This window comes from Falsiroseomonas sp. HC035 (assembly GCF_050563525.1).
Classification (GTDB): Bacteria; Pseudomonadota; Alphaproteobacteria; order Acetobacterales; family Acetobacteraceae; genus Falsiroseomonas.
In genome coordinates this window covers 152,585-170,317 of the sequence record NZ_JBNXUN010000011.1, presented here as the reverse complement: position 1 = coordinate 170,317, position 17,733 = coordinate 152,585, and the positions used below count along the sequence as shown (strand labels likewise).

Below are 17,733 nucleotides of genomic sequence, written 5' to 3'. Positions count from 1 at the left end.
CGCATGAGCCCCGACTTTCTCCTCCTCAACGGCCGCATCGCCACCATGGATGCGGCTGGCAGCGAGCACACCGCCCTCGCCGCGCTCGGCGGCCGCATCGTCGCCCTCGGCACCGACGACCTGCGCGAACTCGCCGGCCCCGGCACGAAGATCATCGACGCCGAGGGCCGCCGCGTGCTGCCCGGCATCGTCGACAGCCACGCGCACCCCGATGCCTACGCGCTGCGCCTGCGGAGCTGGACGCTGGTCTCGCCGGATTTCGTGCAGACCCGGGACGCGCTGCTGTCCCGCATCCGCGCCCGCTGCGCCGCCGCCGCGCCGGGCCAGTGGTGCGCCTTCTACCGGCTCAACGAGCGCGCCTCCGGCGGCTATCCGACACTGGCGGAACTCGACGCCGCCAGCCTCGGCCGGCCGATCTTCATCCTGCGCACCGATGGTCATCTCGGCCTCGCCAACTCCGCCGCCTTCGCCGCCTGCGGCGTGACCCAGGACACGCCCGACCCGCCCTTTGGCCGCTTCGACCGCCTGCCGGGCGGCGCTTTCACCGGCCTGGTGCGGGAAACGGCAGCGCATGTCTTCCTCAACGCCGTGCACGGCCAGGATTCCGAGGCCGACATTGCGGAGGGCATGGAACAGGTGCAGGACCAGTGCCTCGCCGCCGGCATCACCTCCGTCGCCAACTCCCTGACTCCGGCCAAGGCGATCCGCGCCTACCAGAAGATGCAGCGGGAGGGGCGCTGGCGGATGCGCATGGGCATCATCGCCTCCGGCCGCGACGAGCCGTTGATCCCGGCCCTGATCGCCGCCGGCATCCAGTCCGGCTTCGGCAACGACACGCTGCGGCTGATCGGCGTGGAATGGTGCCCGGATTGCTCCACCTCCGGCCGCACCGCCGCCTATTGGGACCCCTACCAGGGCGCCCCGATCCCGGGCGAGCCCACCCCCAACACCGGCATGCTGCTGTATGAGAAGGAAGACCTCACCGCCCGCGCTACCGCCGCCCATGCCGCCGGCCTGCAGGTGATGATCGAGGGTGTCGGCGACCGCGGCATCGACTTTGCGCTGGATGTCATGGAAGCCGCACTGGCGGCGCATCCCGTGGCCGACCACCGCATGCGCGTCGAACATTGCTGCTACGTCACCCCTAAGATCCTGGCGCGGCTCGCCCGGGGAAAATTCGTCGACAGTTCCGCCACCGGCTTCATGGACGAACTCGGCGAGGCCTATGCCGCGAACCGCGGGCAGGACGCGATGCGCCACATGTGGCCGCATCGCAGCCTGATCGATGCCGGCATCCCCGCCCCCGGCCATTCGGATTTCGCCGTCTGCCGCGTCTCGCCCTGGACCGCCCTCGCCGCCATGGTCACCCGCCGCACCACCACCGGAGCGGACCTCGACGCGCGGGAGGCGATCACGCCCCTGGAGGCGCTGCACGCCTACACCACCCTCGGCGCCTGGGCGCAGCGGGAAGAGGCGGACAAGGGCAGCCTGGAGATCGGCAAGCTCGCCGACCTTATCGTGCTGGACCGGGACGTGCTGAACGGCGAGGACATCGCGAACACCCGCGTCCTGGCCACCATTGTCGGCGGCGAGTTGCGCCACCAGGCGTGACCGCGTCCACCCGCCTGACGCCTGCCGACACCACGCTGCTGCTGGCACTCTGCGCCGCCTGGGGCTTCGCCCAGGTGGCGATGAAGCTGGGCGGCGAGGGCATTTCGCCACTTGTCCAGGCCGGCCTCCGCTCGGCGCTGGCGATCCCGCCGCTGCTCGCCTGGTGCCACTTCCGCGGCGTCCGGATCTTCCGCCGGGACGGCTCCCTGCCGCCCGGCCTGCTCTGTGGCGCGCTGTTCGCGCTGGAATTCTGGGCGATCTTCGCCGCGCTGCAACACACTACCGCGGCCCGCGTCGCCGTGCTGGTCTACACAGCACCCTTCTTCGCCACGATTGCCACCCACTTCCTACTGCCCGACGACCGGCTCACCCGGCGCAAGCTGACGGGCCTTCTGCTCGCCCTCGCCGGCCCGCCGATCCTGTTCGCCGACCGCCTCGGGGAGGCGCAGCTGTACGGCGATGCGCTCGCCCTGCTCGCCGGCTGCGCCTGGGGCGGCACCATCGCCACCATCAAGGCCAGCCGCCTGACCCGCATCGCGCCGGAGCGCACCCTGCTGTACCAGCTTGCGGTCTCCGCCTTCCTGGTGCCGCTCGGCTATGCCATGGGCGAGCCGGGCATCTTCGCGCCCACCGCCGTGGTCTGGCTGGCGCTGGCCTATCAGGTGCTGGGCGTCGCGGTCGTCAGCTATGTGGCATGGTTCTGGATGGTCTCCCGCCACCCGGCCTCCCGCCTCGCCCCCTTCCTGTTCCTGACGCCGGCCTTCGGCGTGGTCTTCGCCGCGCTGATCCTGGGCGAGCCGATCACGCCCGGCCTGCTGCTGGCCCTGGCCCTGGTCGGCGCCGGCATCTTCGTGGTGAACCGGGCATGAGCGGCAAGTCCTTCCGCGAACGCCTCGGCGCCCTGCGCAACCTGGCGCCCTTCCTCGCCATGGTCTGGCGTACCAGTCCCTGGCTCACCGCCTGTTCGCTGCTGCTGCGCCTGTGCCGCGCCCTGCTGCCGGTGGCGGCGCTGTTCGTCGGCAAGCTGATCATCGACGACGTGGTGCTGCTGCTCGGCGAACAGCCGCGCCCCACCCCCGCCGCATGGCTGGAATCCGGCCGGCTGAACTGGCTCGGCTGGCTGATCGCGGCCGAATTCGCGCTCGCCATCCTGGGCGACGTGCTCGGCCGGGTCGTCTCCCTGGTAGACACGCTGCTGGGGGAGCGTGTCGCCAACGCCGCCTCCATCCGCCTGATGCGCCACGCCGCGACCCTCGACCTCGAGGATTTCGAGGACGCTGCCTTCCAGGACCGGCTGGACCGCGCCCGACGCCAGACCAGCGGGCGGATGAGCCTGATGGGCCTGCTGTTCAACCAAGTGCAGGACATGGTGACGGTCGCCAGCTTCGCCGCCGGACTGCTGTTCTACGCGCCCTGGCTGATCGTGCTGCTGCTGGTGGCGCTGGTCCCCGCCTTCCTCGGCGAGTCGCACTTCAACGCACAGGGCTACGCGCTGGACTACGGCCGCACCCCGGGACGCCGCGAACTCGACTACGTCCGCGCCACCGCCGCCAGTGCGGAGACGGCGAAGGAGGTGAAGGTCTTTGGCCTGAACGGCTTTCTGATCGACCGCTATGCCCAGCTTTCCGCCGCGTTCTACACGGGCAACCGCCGCCTGGCGCTGCGCCGGGCCGGCTGGGGCGGCGCCTTCACCGCGATCGGCACCGTGGGCTACTACGCCGCCTTCGCCTTCATCGTCTGGCGCACGCTGGAGGGCGCCTTCAGCGTCGGCGACCTGACCTTCCTGGCAGGGTCCTTCCGCCGCCTGCGCAGCCTGCTGGAGGGCTTGCTCTCCGGCTTCTCCACCACAGCCAGCCAGGCGCTGTATCTCGACGACCTGTTTACCTTCTTCGAGGTGAAGCCCGAGATCCTCTCGCCGGCCAACCCCCTGCCCATCCCATCGCCGATCCGCCAGGGCTTCGTCTTCGAGGATGTCGGCTTCCGCTACCCCGGCGCGGATCGCTGGGCCGTCCGCCACCTGTCCTTCACGCTGCAGGCCGGCGAAGTGGTCGCCCTGGTCGGCGAAAACGGCGCCGGCAAGACGACGCTGGTCAAGCTGCTGACCCGGCTCTACGACCCGGATGAGGGCCGCATCCTGCTCGATGGCCACGATTTGCGCGCCTACGACGTCGATGCACTGCGCGCGAGCATGGGCGTCATCTTCCAGGATTTCGTGCGCTACAACCTGACCGCCGGCGACAACATCGCCGTTGGCCGCATTTCCGCCCGCGACGACGAAGCCCGCATCAGCCGCGCCGCGCAGCGCAGCCAGGCGGATGCCGTCATCGCCCGGCTGCCGGCAGGCCTCGGCCAGATGATCGGCAAGCGCTTCAAGAACGGCGTCGAACTCTCGGGCGGCGAATGGCAGAAGATCGCCATCGCCCGCGCCTACATGCGCGAGGCCGAGGTGCTGATCCTGGACGAACCCACCGCCGCACTCGACGCCCGCGCGGAATACGAGGTGTTCGCCCGCTTCAAGGAACTCAGCCAGGGCCGCACCGCCGTGCTGATCTCGCACCGCTTTTCCAGCGTCCGCATGGCTGACCGCATCCTGGTCCTCGCCGACGGCAAGGTTGAGGCGCATGGCACGCACGAGTCGCTTCTGGCCGCGGGTGGGCGCTATGCCGAGCTGTTCGAGTTGCAGGCCGCCGGCTACCGCTGACTCACCCGCGTCGCAGCGCCAGCCGCTGCGCGGGTTCCTCCACGCGCGTCCTCGCGAAGATTGTCAGAACATCCTCCGGCCAGTGCGCCACCCGTCGCGTCGCGAGGTCTACGCACAGGAACAGCACCTCGTTCTCCGCCGCGAGAAAACCGTCCTCAGCATGGTACAACCGGTGCCGCAGCAGCAGGCGCTTGGCGTCAAAAGCGAGCAGCGCGGTTTCCGCCGCAAGCGGCGCATCCAGCATCACCTCGCGCCGGTAGCCCTGCCAGGATTCGACGGCGAAGGTGCCCAGGCCCCGCGCCCGCAGCCCCGGCCCGAGGCCCCATTCCGGCCAGACCTCGTCCGTCGCCAGGTCGAACACCACCAGGTAGTAGGCCAGGTTCATGTGGCCGTAATGGTCCACCCACTCAGGGCGCACCCGGCCCAGCGGTCGCCTGATCTGCATGCCAATCCCCTCGTCATCGTTCCGCGTCAGGCGTTCAAGGCCCTGCCGTGGAATGCAGGATGACGAGGAGGACGCCAAGGCGGCTTCGCGGCGCGCTGGCCGCCCGTCGTTACCCCACCAGGCTGTCGGGCACCTTCGCCGCCAGCACCGCCGCGCGCTGGCGTTCGGACACCGCGGCTTCGGAGTGGTCGTGCACCAGTTCCATGAACAGCCGGTGCCAGTTCGCCTTGGCGCGCAGGCGGAAGAACACGCTGCCCAGGCCGATGGCGGCGCGGTCCATCAGCGGGAACTCGCGCGGGATCTTCACCCCGCCGGTCCGCTTCAGCCCCTCATGCACCGTCTGCGCCACCTTGCGGCCGTAGCTCGGGTCTTCGCTCGGCGTGATGGAGCGGACCTTGTCCTCGACCAGCGGCTCGTACAGGAAGCGCGCCCAGAGGTTCAGGACCTCCATGGTTTCCTTTGAAAGATTTCGAAAGCCCCAGATGCGGTAGGCCTCCGCCGCCTTCTCCCGGTCATCGTCGCGCACCGCCTCGTACAGCATCACCACGCCGGTGACGAAGCTTGCCGGGAAGATGCGGATGACGCCGAAATCGAGCAGGTTCACACCGTGGCCGACCTCGGCATCCTCGCGCACCTGGTAGTTGCCGAGATGCGGGTCGCCGTGGATCACGCCGTAGCGGTAGAAGGGCACGTACCAGGCGCGGAACAGCGCGGTGGCATAGGCGTTGCGCTCCTCCTCCGGCGGATCTTCCTCAAGCCGGCGAAGGATTGGCCGGCCTTCCAGCCAGCTCATCGTCAGAAGGCGCTTGGTGGTGAGTTCCGGCACCGCGACGGGCACCGCGACGCCGGGCGTGCCCGCCAGCATGGCGCCGTACAGGCGCATGTGGCTGGCCTCGCGCTCGTAGTCCAACTCCTCCCGCAGCCGCGCCGAAAGCTCCTGGTAGGCCTCGGCATTGTCGAGGGTGCTGTCCATCCGCCGGTACAGGTTCAGCGCCACCTTCAACTGGCGCAGGTCCGCCTCGACGATGCTCGGCATGTCCGGATACTGCAGCTTGCAGGCGACCTCACGGCCATCCGGCAGCGTGCCGCGATGCACCTGCCCCAGGCTCGCCGCCGCCACCGCCTCCTGGCTGAAGGTCTTGAAGCGGGACTGCCAGGCCGGCCCCAGCTCGCCCTGCATCCGCCGGCGGACGAAGGACCAGCCCATCGGCGGTGCGTTGGATTGCAGCGTCGCGAGTTCCTGCGCGTATTCCTCCGGCAGCGCCTCCGGCACCGTCGACAGGAACTGCGCCACCTTCATCAGCGGGCCCTTCAGCCCGCCGAGGATCTGCTTCAAATCCTCCGCATGCGCCATCTTGTCGGTCTTGATGCCGAGGAAGCGCTGCCCGGCCACCCGCGCCGCGATTCCTCCCACGGCGCCCGAGGTGCGCACCATGCGCCGCATCTCGCCGAACAGCGTCGACTGGTTTCGATCCAGGGGCCGGTCATCGGGCATGGGCTCAGGCCGTCCTTTCCAGCTCGTCGGCCGCGGAAACCCGCTCCAACTCGTCGATGAAGCCGGAGATGACGTCGAGGCCCTTGTTCCAGAAGGCGGGGTCGGACGCATCCAGGCCGAATGGCGCCAGCAGTTCCTTGTGCCGCTTCGTCCCGCCGGCGCGCAGCATCTCCAGGTACTTCTCCTGGAACCGCGGATGCCCGTCGCGGAACACGCCGTACAGCGCGTTGACCAGGCAGTCGCCGAATGCGTAGGCGTAGACGTAGAAGGGCGTGTGCACGAAATGCGGGATGTAGGCCCAGTACACGCTGTAGTCGGGCGTGAAGTCGAAGGCCGGGCCGAGGCTCTCGGTCTGGATCTGCATCCAGATCTCGCCGATCCGCTCATGCGAAAGCTCGCCCTTGCGGCGCTCGTCATGCAGCAGCGTCTCGAAACGGTAGAAGGCGATCTGGCGGACCACGGTGTTCAGCATGTCCTCCACCTTGCCGGCCAGCAGCGTGCGCCGCTTCCGGGGATCGGCTTCCGCGTCCAGCACGGCCCGGAAGGTCAGCATCTCGCCGAACACGCTGGCGGTCTCGGCCAGGGTCAGCGGCGTGGAGGACATGAGGTAGCCCTGCTGCGCTGCCAGCACCTGGTGCACGCCATGACCCAGCTCATGCGCCAGCGTCATCACGTCGCGCGCGCGGCCGTGGTAGTTCAGCAGCAGGTAGGGATGCGCGGACGGCACGGTCGGATGCGCGAAAGCTCCCGAAGCCTTGCCCGGCCGCAGCGCCGCGTCGATCCACGGCTTCTCGAAGAACGGCGCTGCAACGCGCTCCAGCTCCGGGCTGAAGGCGCCGTAGGCGGCGCGCACGCGGGTCACCGCCTCCGGCCAGGGGATCGTGCTGTCGCTGTCTTCGGGCAACGGCGCGTTGCGGTCCCAATGCATCAGCTTCGGCAGGCCGAGCCACTTCGCCTTCATCGCGTAGTAGCGATGCGACAGCCGCGGCAGGCTTTTCCAGACGGCGGAGACCAGCGCGTCCACCACCTCGTCCTCGACCATGTTGGCGCGGTTGCGCGCGCTGGTCGGGCGCGGGTACTGGCGCCAGCCGTCGATGATCTCCTTGTCCTTCGCCAGCGTGTTGGTGATCAGCGAGAACAGCCGCACCCGCTCCCCGAACGCGGCCGAGACCCCCTTCGCCGCCGCGGCGCGCACCGAGCGGTCCGACGACGACAGGTTGTTCAGCGCCGCCGAAACGGTCAGTTCCTCCCCCGCCACGTCGACGCGCATGCTGGCGGTGGTCTCGTCGAACAGCCGGTTCCAGGCAGACCGCCCGGTGACCTCCTTCTCGTGCAGCAGCTTTTCCAGTTCGTCCGAAAGCTGGTGCGGCCGGAACACGCGCAGGTCGCGCAGCCAGGGGCGGAAGCGGGTCAGCGCCGCGGACTGCCGGTATTTCGGCTCCAGCGCCGCATCGTCCAGCCGGTTCAGCTCCAGCGTCAGGAACAGCAGGTGGCTGCTGATCGCCGTCACCCTCTCCTGCACCGTCTGGTAGAAGCGGCCGTTCTCGGCCGATTGCGCATCGCCGGAGAACACCAGCTGGGCATAGGACATCGCCCGGCCGAGCACTTCCTCGATCCGCTCATAGGTCGAGATCGCGGTGGCGAGCGCATCGCCGGACAGGCCGATCAGCCGGCCGGCATGGCTGGCGTTGAACGCCTTGGCCTCGTTTTCGGCCCGGTCGAGGTCCGCGGTCAGGCGCGGGTCGTCCGGCGCGGCGTACAGATCCGAGAGGTCCCATGTGGGCAGGCTCTCGGCGGAGGAATCCTGGCTAATCGTCACGGTGTCCCTTGTGTCCGGCGGCTGTTGCCCCTGGATATAGACGTGCGACGGTCAAGGCCAAGCCGTGGCGTGCCAAACGGGCCGAAGGGGGGGATCAAGACGGTGACCAAGACGGTGACCAAGACGGGCGCTACGGACTGGACCAGCCTGCCGCACATGATGCTCGACCTGGCCCGCGGCTGGCATGCCAGGCCGATGCTGCGGCATTGGGAGGGCGGGGCCAGGGACGGCGCCTGGCACGCCATCACCTGGGGCGAGTACGCCCACCGCGTCGCCGCCATGGCCGCCTTCCTGCGCGCCAGGGGCGTCGCGCCCGGCGACCGCATCCTGCTGGTTTCGGAGAACCGCCCGGAGTTCCCCATCGCCGATACCGCCGCCATGGCGATCGGTGCCGTCACCGTGCCCACCTACGTCACCAACACCGTGGCCGACCATGCCCATATCCTGCGCGACAGCGGCGCCACCGTCGCCATCGTCTCGACCCATCGGCTGGCGGAACGCATGGCGGAGGCCGCCGCCCAGGCTGGCCGGACGCTCGACCTGACGATCTGCATGGAACCCGGGGCGCCCGGCGCGCTCGACTGGTCGGCGGCCATCGCGACGCCGGCCGACCCGGCCATGCTGCTGGCCGAGGCCGAATTGATCCCGCCCGGCCGGCTCGCCTGCCTGGTCTATACCAGCGGCACCGGCGGCCTGCCCAAGGGTGTCATGCTGCCGCACCGCGCCATGCTGGCGAACCGCGAAGGCGTTGCCCGCATCGCCACCCGCCTGCATCTGGACGGCACGCCATACCTGTCCTTCCTGCCGCTGTCGCACAGCTACGAGCACACCGTGGGTGGCTTCCTGCTGCCTTCGCTGGGGCTGGAGGTGGTCTATTCCCGCGGTGCGGACCGCCTGGCCGCCGAGCTGAAGGAGATCCAGCCCACTGTCATAACCGCCGTCCCGCGCCTTTTCGAAGTGCTGCGCGGCCGCATCGAGGCGCAGGTGGAGAAGGACGGCGGCCTGAAGCAGAAGCTTTTCCGCCAAGCCCTGGCACTCGGCCTACGGAAGATGGACGGGCCGCCGCTGTCGCTGTTCGAGAAGGTGCAGGACGCGGTGCTGGACCGCCTGGTGCGCGCCAAGGTGCGTGAGCGATTCGGCGGCAAGCTGCTGGCCCTGGTCTCCGGTGGTGCCCGTCTTGACCCTGATCTCTCGGGCTTCTTCCTCGCCATGGGCCTGCCCGTCATTCAAGGCTACGGCCAGACCGAGGCCGGACCCGTGATCAGCGTCAACCCGCCCTGGGCCAACCGCCGAAGCACCGTCGGTCCACCCTTGCCAGGTGTCGAGGCGCGCATTGCCGAGGATGGCGAGTTGTGCGTCCGCGGCGACCTGGTGATGGATGGCTACTGGAACGACCCGGACAGCACCTCCCGCGCCCTTGTCGATGGTTGGCTGCACACCGGCGATGTCGGCGAGATCACGGATGGCTACATCCGCATCACCGACCGCAAGCGGGACTTCATCAAGACGCTCGGCGGCGACATGGTCAGCCCCGCCAAGCTCGAGAGCCTGCTGATGGCCGAGCCCGAGATCACCCAGGCCGTCGTCGCCGGCGAGGGCCGCCCCGCCATCGTCGCCCTGGTGGTTCCGGCGGACGGGATGGCGGATAAGGTGCAGGCCGCCATTGCCCGCGTGAACGGCCGCCTGTCGAACATCGAGCGCATCCGCGCCAGCACCGTGGTGGAGCCCTTCACGGTGGAGAACGGCCTGCTGACGCCCACCATGAAGGTCAAGCGCCGCCTGGTGCTGGAACGCCATGCCGCGGCGGTGGAAGGGCTGGCGAAGCGCGGCTGAACCCGGCCAGGGCCCTCAGACGTGCCGGGTCAGCCCGCCATCCACCCGCAGGCTCTGGCCTGTGACGTAGGAGGCCTGGTCGGACAGCAGATAGGCCACCGCGGCGGCGATCTCCTCCGCCCGCGCATAGCGGCCCATCGGGATGCGGGCGCGGCGGCTGGCTTTCTCCGGCAGGCTGTCGACGAAACCCGGCAGCACCGCGTTCACCCGGATTCCGGCCGGGGCCAGTTCATCCGCCGCCAGCTTGGTCCAGGCACCTAGCGCCGCGCGTAGGGTCGTCGCCGGGAAGTCCGCCTCCGGCTCCAGCGCCGCGTAGGAGGACAGGTTCACCACCGCGCCCGCGCCCTGCGCCCGCATCGCCGGTAGCACCAGTCGCAGCGCCCGGATGGCCGAGAGCATCACCATGTCGAAGCCGGCATGCCACTGCGCGTCGGACAGGTCCAGCAGCGGCGCCTTCGGCGGGTGGCCGGCATTGTTCACCAGCGCGTCGATCCGCCCGAAGCGGTCCAGCGTCCCAGCGACCAGCCGTTCCAGGTCCGCCGGCTCGGTGACGGATCCGGTGATGCCCAGCGCATCCGGCAGCGTCGCCGCCAGCGTCTCGGCCGCACCGGAGGGCGACATCACCGCGACCTTCCAGCCATCGCCGGCGAGACGCTGCGCCACCGCCGCCCCGATGCCGCGCCCGGCCGCGGTCACGATGGCAACGCCCGGCGCGACCTTCACGTCCGGTCGCTCGTCGTCGTGGTGAAGACGCCGCCATCGGTCGGTCGCAGCGCCTCGAACATTTCCGTCACCTGGGCGTAGTCGCGGTAGCCGCAGCGGGCGATGGACTGCGCCGCGACGGCATCGAAGCGGCCCTCGATGATGTAGCGCTCGTCGATATGGATGCCGACGACCTGGCCGATGATCATGAAGCCATCGGTCGGCTTGCCGTCCAGGTCGTGCAGTTCCATCCACTGCAGCACCTTGCATTCCATGCTCGCCGGGCTCTCGGCGACGCGCGGGGCGCGCACCAGGTGGCAGGGCGCCATGGTCAGCCCGGCGGCATCGAATTCGTTCTCGCCTTCCGGCAGGGCGCCGGAGGAGGTGTTCATCGCCTCGAACAGTGGCCGCGTCGCCAGGTTGAAGACGAACTCCCCGGTTGCGACCGCATTCGCCGCGCTGTGCTTCAGGCCCTCGCTGCCGAACACCATGATGGGCGGGTAGCCCTGGACCAGGTTGAAGAAGCTGTAGGGCGCCAGGTTCGGTCGCCCGGCGGCGTCCAGCGTCGACATCCAGCCGATCGGCCGCGGCGCGACGATGGCCTTCAGCGGGTCGAAGGGCAGTCCATGTGACTTCCTGCCGTCGCCGGGCTTGTAGAACATGCGGTTCGGTCCTGCGTCTGGGTTCGCAGCAACCCACCATATTTTCCCCGGGCCCGCCACTGCCGCACCGCCACCGATGGCGCTATGAGTCCGGAACGAACCGGGAGGAGGCCGCGTGCCCCCATCGCAGCAGGCTCCCGCGCATGAGGCGCTGGCCCGCAGCCTGACGCGCCGTGGCGCCCTGCACGCCGCGCTGCTGCAATGGCAGGCGCTGCTGCGGCTCGACCCGGCGCACCCCGACGCCTTGCTGGAAAGCGCGCTGCTGCTGCGCCGTCTGTCGCGGCCGCTCGAGGCCGTGGCGGCCTTCGCCGAAGCCGATGCCCGCGCACCCGGCGACCCGCAGATCCTGGCCGCGCTGGCGATCGCACAGGCGGAAGCCGCCCAGCCCGACGCCGCCATCGCCAGCTTTCGCCGCGCCATCGCAGCCGATCCTGGCAACCCGCACCTGCGCCACCAGCTGCGCCGCCTGATCGGCGCCCGGGTGCCGTTCTGGCACATCCCCATGCTGAACGACGTCGCTCGCAACGATGCCTTCGAGGCCGCCATCCTCCAGGCCCTGGCGACCGACGGCCCGGGCGCGCGCCTCCTCGACATCGGTACCGGCAGCGGCCTGCTGTCCCTGATGGCCGCCCGCGCCGGCGCCACTGGCATCGTCACCTGCGAAGCCGTCCCGCTGATCGCCGATACGGCGCGCCGCATCATCGCCCTGAACGGTCACGCGGACGCCATTTCGGTGGTGGCGAAACCCTCCACCGCGCTGGTCCTTGGTGACGATCTGCCCGACCGGGCAGACATCCTGGTCTCCGAGATCCTGTCGAGCGACCTGCTGGCGGAAGGCGTGCTCGAAGCCTTCGAGGATGCGCAGCGCCGGCTGCTGCGCCCAGGCGCGCGCATCATCCCGCGCGCCGCCGCCGCCATCGGCTGCCTGATCGAAAGCCCAGTGCTGGCGAACTATGCCGGCGTCACGCGCGCCGCGGGCTTCGACGTCTCGCCCTTCGCCGCCCTGGCACCGGCGCGGCTGCCGGTGCATGGCCGGATGGGCCAATGGCGCCGCCTGTCGCCCGACCTGGAACTGCTGCGCCTCGACCTGACGGCGCCGACGCACGATCCCGTCCTGGCGTCGCTCTCCGTCGCGGTACTGGCGGATGGGCTGGCGCTCGGCGTGCTGCAATGGATGCAACTCGATCTGGCGCAGGGCATCGGCTTCGACAACCACCCGGAGGCTGCGGCCGATGGTGGCTGGATGCCGATCCTGCACGCCTTCCCACAGCCGGTCCAAGTCACCGCCGGCAGCATGCTGGCGCTGCTGGCCGGTCACGACCGCAGCAGCCTCATTATCCTTCCTGCGGATTAAGGCTCAGGCGGCCTGCTTCATCTCCGCATGCACCTCGGCCAGGATGCCGAAGGACCGCAGCCGCGCCGCCGGGTCGTGGATCTGCGCCGTCACCATCAGCTCATCCGCCCCGGTTCGCTCAACGAAATCCCGCAGCCCCTGCCGCACCGTCTCCGGCCCGCCGACGATGGAACACGACAGCGCATTGTCCAGCATCGCCTGCGCCCGCGGATCGAGCCGCTCCGCGAAGCCCTCCCTCGGGGCCGGCAGCTTGCCCGCACGCCCGGTGCGCAGGTTCACGAAGGCCTGCTGGAGCGAGGTGAACAGTAACCGCGCCTCCGCATCGGTCGGCGCCGCGAACACGTTCACTCCCAGCATCACATGCGGCGCCGCCAGCCGGGCGGAGGGGCGAAAGCGCTGGCGGTACACCGCCGCGGCTTCCATCATCTGCGCCGGTGCGAAATGGGACGCGAAGGCATAGGGCAGCCCCAGCATCGCCGCGAGCTGCGCGCCGAAGGTGCTGGAGCCCAGGATCCAGGCCTCCACCTGCAGGCCGGCGCCGGGCACCGCCTGGACCGTCTGGCCGGGCTGCACCGGCTCGAAATAGGCCAGCAGCTCCATCACGTCGCGCGGGAACTCATCCGGGTCCGCATGCAGGTTGCGCCGCAGCGCCTGCGCCGCGTGCTGGTCCGTGCCCGGCGCGCGGCCAAGGCCCAGGTCGATCCTCCCGGGATGCAGCGCCGCCAGCGTGCCGAACTGCTCCGCCACCACCAGCGGCGCATGGTTCGGCAGCATGATGCCCCCTGCCCCGATCCTGATCCGGCTGGTGCCGGCCGCGACATGCGCCAGCGCCACCGCCGTCGCGGCGCTGGCGATGCCCGGCATGTTGTGGTGTTCGGCCATCCAGAAGCGCCGGTAGCCCAGCGCCTCCGCATGCCGCGCCAGCTCGGCGGAATTTCGCAGCGCCTGCCCGGCATCGCTGCCGTCGGGAATCGGGGAGAGGTCGAGGACGGAGAGTTCGATCATGTCCGACATATGGGCACATTCGGCCGCCGATGAACCCCGGCGAGCGCCCCGGACCCGCCGGCACGGCACGACACACGCATAGGTTGCAGCGGCCCGGCGCACATTTGTGTTGCAGGCTGCCCCGGCAGGCGGCCGGTGGTGGACGTGGCAGCACGCCGTCTGACAAGGTGACACCCGACTGGCGGGCGGAACGTCCCTGGCCACATCGCGCAAAGGATCTCATGAACGTCGAGCGTAGCCAGGGGCCTGCGACGCCCGCGACGTCCCCTGGCCAATGGTCGCTGCCACTGGATGTCGAACCGACGGTTCCGAGGCACGCGGCGCCCGGGCTGCGCCGGCAGTTGTTCGGCCTGGTCCTGGCCACGCTGCTGCCTGCCCTCGCCTTCGGTGCCGCGGCATCCTGGGAAGCCCTGCGCCGGCACGGGCAGGCGGCCGAGACCCGGCTGCTGGACACCGCCGGCGCGCTGGCCGCCGCGGTGGATGCCCACGTCGCCAGCCGCATCGCCGCCCTCACGGTCCTTGCCGCCGCCCCTGATACGGTGCGGGAGGATGCGCCGGAGGCCTTCGCCGCCCTGGCCCGCAGCACCGGCGCCGCCTTCGGCGCCTGGGTTGTCATCTACGCCGCCGACGGCACCATGATCCTGAACACCGCGGTGCCGCAGGGGGCGCCAATGCCGCCGCGCGGCAACGGAACGGTGCAACGCGTGCTCGAGACCGGGGTGCCCATGGTCACCAACCTGACGCTCGGCCGGGTCAGCGGGCGGCTGGTCGCCATGGTCCTGCTGCCGGTGCGACGCGAAGGCGTACCCTGGCGGGTCGCCGCCATGCCGCTGCTGCCGGAACGCCTGCACGCCTTGCTGGCTGGCCAGGCCGCCGGTGGCCGCGGCGCCGTCGCCGTAACGGATGCGGCCGGTGTGCTGGTGGCGCATTCCTCCGATCCGGCGCGCCTGGTGGGCCAGCAGCGCCCGCCCCGGCCGGATGACGACCGGCTCGGCCGCACCGGCGTGCTGCGCGGCCAAAGCCTGGCGGATGGCGCGGCGATCCGTACCGCCTACCATGTCATTCCCTCCGCCCCCGGCTGGATGGTCTGGGTGAACGAGCCCGAGGCCTCCTTCCTGGAAGCCCAGCGCGGCCCGCTGCTGGCGCTGGCCGGCGGCGGCCTGATGGCGCTCATCCTCGGCCTGTCGCTCGCCGCCGCACTGAGCCGCCGCCTGCTGCGCCCGGTGGAGGCGCTGGTCACGCATGCGGAGGACGTCGCCAGCCGCGGCACCTGGCAAGACGCCCCGCCCCGCCCGGTGCCGCCCGCCAAGGTCCGTGAATTCGAACGCCTGCGACTGGCCCTCGCGGCGTCGGAGGCCGCGCTGCGCGAGGCGGAGGCAAAGTATCGCCGGGTCCAGAGCATCGGCCGCGTCGGCGGCTTCATGATCGACCTGCGCTCCGGCGCCATCGACCGCTCGCCGGAATACATCGACCTGTACGGGCGCGCGCCGAGCCCGAGCGAGGCCAGCCACGAAGCCTGGCTGCGGCGCCTGCATCCCGAGGATCGCGAGCGCGCCGACCGGATCTTCCGCGAAGCCGTCGCCGATGGCGCGCCGCATCTGGAATATGCACAGGACTACCGGATCATCGAACCGGACGGCCAGATCCGCTGGATTTCGGCCCGTGCGCAGATCGAGCGCGACGCCTCCGGCCGTGCGCTGCGCATGATCGGCGCGCATGTCGACGTCACCGCCCTGAAGCGCGCCGAGGCGGCGATGCGGGAAGGCGAGGAACGGCTGCGCCAGGCGCTGGAGGCCGCCGAGCTCGGCGCCTGGGAGATCGACCTGCGCCGGGGCCGCGCCATGCGCACTGCGCGCACGCTGGAGATCTTCGGTTATGGGTCCGAGGCGCAGTTCGGCGAATATCCGGCCTGGCGCGATCGGGTGCATCCGGAAGACCGCGTCGCGCTGACGACTGCCGTCGAGTCCGTGCGCCTCGGGCGGGCCGAGCGCTACCGCGTCGCCTACCGGTTCCTGCGCCCGGACGGCGCCTGGCGCTGGGTCGAGAGCCAGGGCCACGCCGCCGAACGCGACCCGGCCACGGGCGAGGCCATCCGCATGATTGGCACGACGCAGGACATCACCGCGCGGCGCGAGGCGGAGGACCGCCAGGCGCTGCTGTCGCGCGAACTGGACCACCGCGCCAAGAACGCGCTGGCCATCGTGCAGGCGGCGCTACGCCTGACGCCCAGGGAGGATGCCGACGCCTTCGCCAGCACCGTCGAGGGCCGCGTCGCCTCCCTCGCCCGCGCCCATACCCTGCTGGCGCAGGGGCGCTGGGTGGGGGCCGATCTGCGGGCGGTGGTGATGGGGGAAATCAAGCCATTTCTCGGCAGCCCCGGCTTCCTCGGTGGCGAGGCGCCGGAGGGACCGCATGCGACGCTTGATGGGCCGCCCGTGCCGGTCCTGCCGGCCGCGGTGCAGGCGCTGTCGATGGCATTCCACGAGCTTGCCACCAATGCCGCGAAGTATGGCGCCTTGTCGGTGGCGGAGGGACACCTCGCCGTCTCCTGGTCGCTGAGCGAGGTTGAGGGCGTCTGGACCCTGCATCTGAGCTGGCGCGAGACGGGGGGGGCCGAGACCGTGGCCCCCAGCCGGCGCGGCTTTGGCTCGACCCTGGTGGAGGCGACCATTCGCCGGCAGTTGGGTGGACGGCTCGAACTGGACTGGCGGGCGGAAGGGCTGCATTGGCAGGCGTGGGTGCCGCTCGCGCGCCTGGCCGCGGAAGCCGGGCCACCCGCTGATCCCTGATGGCGGGCGCCCGGCGCGTCGCCATCCACACCTTGGGAACCCGCGGCGACGTGCAGCCCTTCGTGGCCCTCGGCCGCGCGCTGCGCCAGGCGGGCTTCGAGCCTTGCCTCGCCACCGCGCCACGCTTCGCCGACTTCGTCCGCGACCATGGCCTGCCCTTCGCGCCGCTGCCCGGCGAGATGCTGGACATGATCGACACGCCCATCGGCCGCGCCGCCCTCGGCGGCCGCCACGCGCTGGCGGCGAAATGCCGGCTGCTGCGCGCCGCCCGGCCGATGTTCCGCCGCCTGCTGGATGCGCAGTGGCAGGCCGCGCAAGGCGCCGACATCATCGTCGCGCACCCGAAGGCGCTCGGCGGCATGTCGATCGCGGACGCGCTGGGCATTCCCGGCTTCGTCGCCCTGCCGCTGCCGGGGCTGACGCCGACCGTAGCTTTCCCAAGCCCGCTGCTGCCCTTTGCCGACCTCGGCCCGCTGAACCGCGCCAGCCATGTCCTGATGCGACGCGGCGGCGACTGGGTGGCCGGTGGCGCGCTGCGGCACTGGCGGGCGGAGGTGCTGGGCCTGCCGCCGGGCGCCTCGCTCGGCCTGCGCGGCCGTCCGGCGCCGGTGCTCTACGCCTACAGCCCCAGCCTGGTGCCGGTGCCCTGGGACTGGTCGGCGGAGGCTGTCGTCACGGGAAGCTGGGTGCTGGAGGAGCCGGAATGGGTGCCGCCGGCGGCCCTGCTGGCTTTCCTCGCCGCCGGCCCACCGCCCGTCTACGTCGGATTCGGCAGCCTGCCGGCCGAGGATGCGCGGCCTCTGGCGGAACTGGCCATGTCTGCCGCGGCCCAGGCCGGGCAGCGCGCGGTGCTGGCCACCGGCTGGGGCGGCCTGGACCCCGGGCAGGCTCCCGCCAGCGTCCACGTCCTGGACGGCGCACCGCATGGCTGGCTGTTTCCGCGCATGGCCGCCGTGGTCCACCATGGCGGCGCCGGCACCACGGCGGCGGGATTGCGCGCCGGGCGACCTTCGGTGATCTGCCCCTTCTTCGGCGACCAACCCTTCTGGGGCCGCCGGGTTCACTCCCTTGGTGCCGGTCCCGCCCCGATCCCGCGCCGCGCCCTGAGTGTGGACCGCCTCGCTGAGGCCGTCCGTCTCGCGGTAGACGATCCGGTCATGCGGCGGAACGCCAAGTGCCTCGGCGCCGCGATGGCGAGCGAGGATGGTGTTGGCAGTGCCGTCGCCGCGATTGAACAGGCTTGGTCAAAACGAAGATAGCACCGCGGTCGTGCATCCAACCGGGCATGATCTCCGTATACCTTGAAAGACAGGAGCG

The 17,733-nt window shown here is 70.7% G+C and carries 13 protein-coding genes; 7 read left to right on the top strand and 6 right to left on the bottom strand.

Annotation, left to right across the window (positions count from 1 at the left end; genetic code table 11):
- From ACLF3G_RS21265 to ACLF3G_RS21255, 3 genes are all read left to right on the top strand, one after another.
- A partial coding sequence (locus tag ACLF3G_RS21265; RefSeq protein WP_430671415.1) for an amidohydrolase occupies positions 1 to 1,611 on the top strand: 1,611 nt, incomplete at its 5' end.
- Entirely contained in the window at positions 1,608 to 2,480 is an 873-nt protein-coding gene (locus ACLF3G_RS21260) for a DMT family transporter (RefSeq protein ID WP_430671414.1), read from the top strand. The genes ACLF3G_RS21265 and ACLF3G_RS21260, both read left to right, overlap by 4 nt.
- Positions 2,477 to 4,312, top strand: coding sequence for an ABC transporter ATP-binding protein (locus tag ACLF3G_RS21255; protein ID WP_430671413.1), 1,836 nt, complete (start codon positions 2,477 to 2,479; stop codon positions 4,310 to 4,312). The genes ACLF3G_RS21260 and ACLF3G_RS21255 overlap by 4 nt, the downstream gene beginning before the upstream one ends.
- Before the next feature lies 1 nt (position 4,313).
- Here the strand turns inward: ACLF3G_RS21255 and ACLF3G_RS21250 are convergent, their stop codons facing one another.
- The 3 genes from ACLF3G_RS21250 to ACLF3G_RS21240 form a co-directional block, all read right to left on the bottom strand.
- On the bottom strand, positions 4,314 to 4,757 hold the full coding sequence (locus ACLF3G_RS21250) for an acyl-CoA thioesterase (protein WP_430671412.1): 444 nt from the start codon (positions 4,755 to 4,757) through the stop codon (positions 4,314 to 4,316).
- A 109-nt stretch (positions 4,758 to 4,866) separates the two neighbouring features.
- A complete protein-coding gene (locus tag ACLF3G_RS21245; protein ID WP_430671411.1) occupies positions 4,867 to 6,252 on the bottom strand; it encodes an ABC1 kinase family protein in 1,386 nt (461 codons plus the stop codon).
- 4 nt (positions 6,253 to 6,256) lie between these two features.
- Positions 6,257 to 8,071 carry a M3 family oligoendopeptidase gene (locus ACLF3G_RS21240; RefSeq protein WP_430671410.1) on the bottom strand — a complete coding sequence of 605 codons (1,815 nt, stop codon included), beginning with the start codon at positions 8,069 to 8,071 and terminating at the stop codon, positions 6,257 to 6,259.
- Positions 8,072 to 8,173: 102 nt separating this feature from the next.
- On the opposite strand from ACLF3G_RS21240, the gene ACLF3G_RS21235 reads away from it, so the two are divergent.
- A complete protein-coding gene (locus tag ACLF3G_RS21235) occupies positions 8,174 to 9,904 on the top strand; it encodes an AMP-dependent synthetase/ligase (RefSeq protein ID WP_430671409.1) in 1,731 nt (576 codons plus the stop codon).
- Positions 9,905 to 9,919: 15 nt separating this feature from the next.
- Here ACLF3G_RS21235 and ACLF3G_RS21230 read toward each other — a convergent pair whose 3' ends face one another.
- Together ACLF3G_RS21230 and ACLF3G_RS21225 are read right to left on the bottom strand one after the other, a co-directional pair.
- Positions 9,920 to 10,627 (bottom strand): SDR family oxidoreductase, encoded by a 708-nt coding sequence (locus ACLF3G_RS21230; RefSeq protein WP_430671408.1) that lies wholly within the window; start codon positions 10,625 to 10,627, stop codon positions 9,920 to 9,922.
- Positions 10,624 to 11,268: a flavin reductase family protein gene (locus ACLF3G_RS21225; protein ID WP_430671407.1), complete on the bottom strand. Its 645-nt coding sequence runs from the start codon at positions 11,266 to 11,268 to the stop codon at positions 10,624 to 10,626. The genes ACLF3G_RS21230 and ACLF3G_RS21225 overlap by 4 nt, the downstream gene beginning before the upstream one ends.
- A gap of 115 nt (positions 11,269 to 11,383) precedes the next feature.
- Here ACLF3G_RS21225 and ACLF3G_RS21220 point away from each other — a divergent pair, with 115 nt between their 5' ends.
- Positions 11,384 to 12,622, top strand: a complete 1,239-nt coding sequence (locus ACLF3G_RS21220; RefSeq protein ID WP_430671406.1) for a 50S ribosomal protein L11 methyltransferase — start codon at positions 11,384 to 11,386, stop codon at positions 12,620 to 12,622.
- A 3-nt stretch (positions 12,623 to 12,625) separates the two neighbouring features.
- Here the strand turns inward: ACLF3G_RS21220 and ACLF3G_RS21215 are convergent, their stop codons facing one another.
- Positions 12,626 to 13,627 (bottom strand): LLM class flavin-dependent oxidoreductase, encoded by a 1,002-nt coding sequence (locus tag ACLF3G_RS21215; RefSeq protein WP_430671405.1) that lies wholly within the window; start codon positions 13,625 to 13,627, stop codon positions 12,626 to 12,628.
- A gap of 221 nt (positions 13,628 to 13,848) precedes the next feature.
- On the opposite strand from ACLF3G_RS21215, the gene ACLF3G_RS21210 reads away from it, so the two are divergent.
- Together ACLF3G_RS21210 and ACLF3G_RS21205 are read left to right on the top strand one after the other, a co-directional pair.
- A complete protein-coding gene (locus tag ACLF3G_RS21210) occupies positions 13,849 to 16,416 on the top strand; it encodes a sensor histidine kinase (protein ID WP_430671404.1) in 2,568 nt (855 codons plus the stop codon).
- Positions 16,416 to 17,675: a glycosyltransferase gene (locus ACLF3G_RS21205; RefSeq protein WP_430671403.1), complete on the top strand. Its 1,260-nt coding sequence runs from the start codon at positions 16,416 to 16,418 to the stop codon at positions 17,673 to 17,675. Before ACLF3G_RS21210 ends, ACLF3G_RS21205 begins: the two co-directional genes overlap by 1 nt.
- Positions 17,676 to 17,733: the final 58 nt, after the last annotated feature.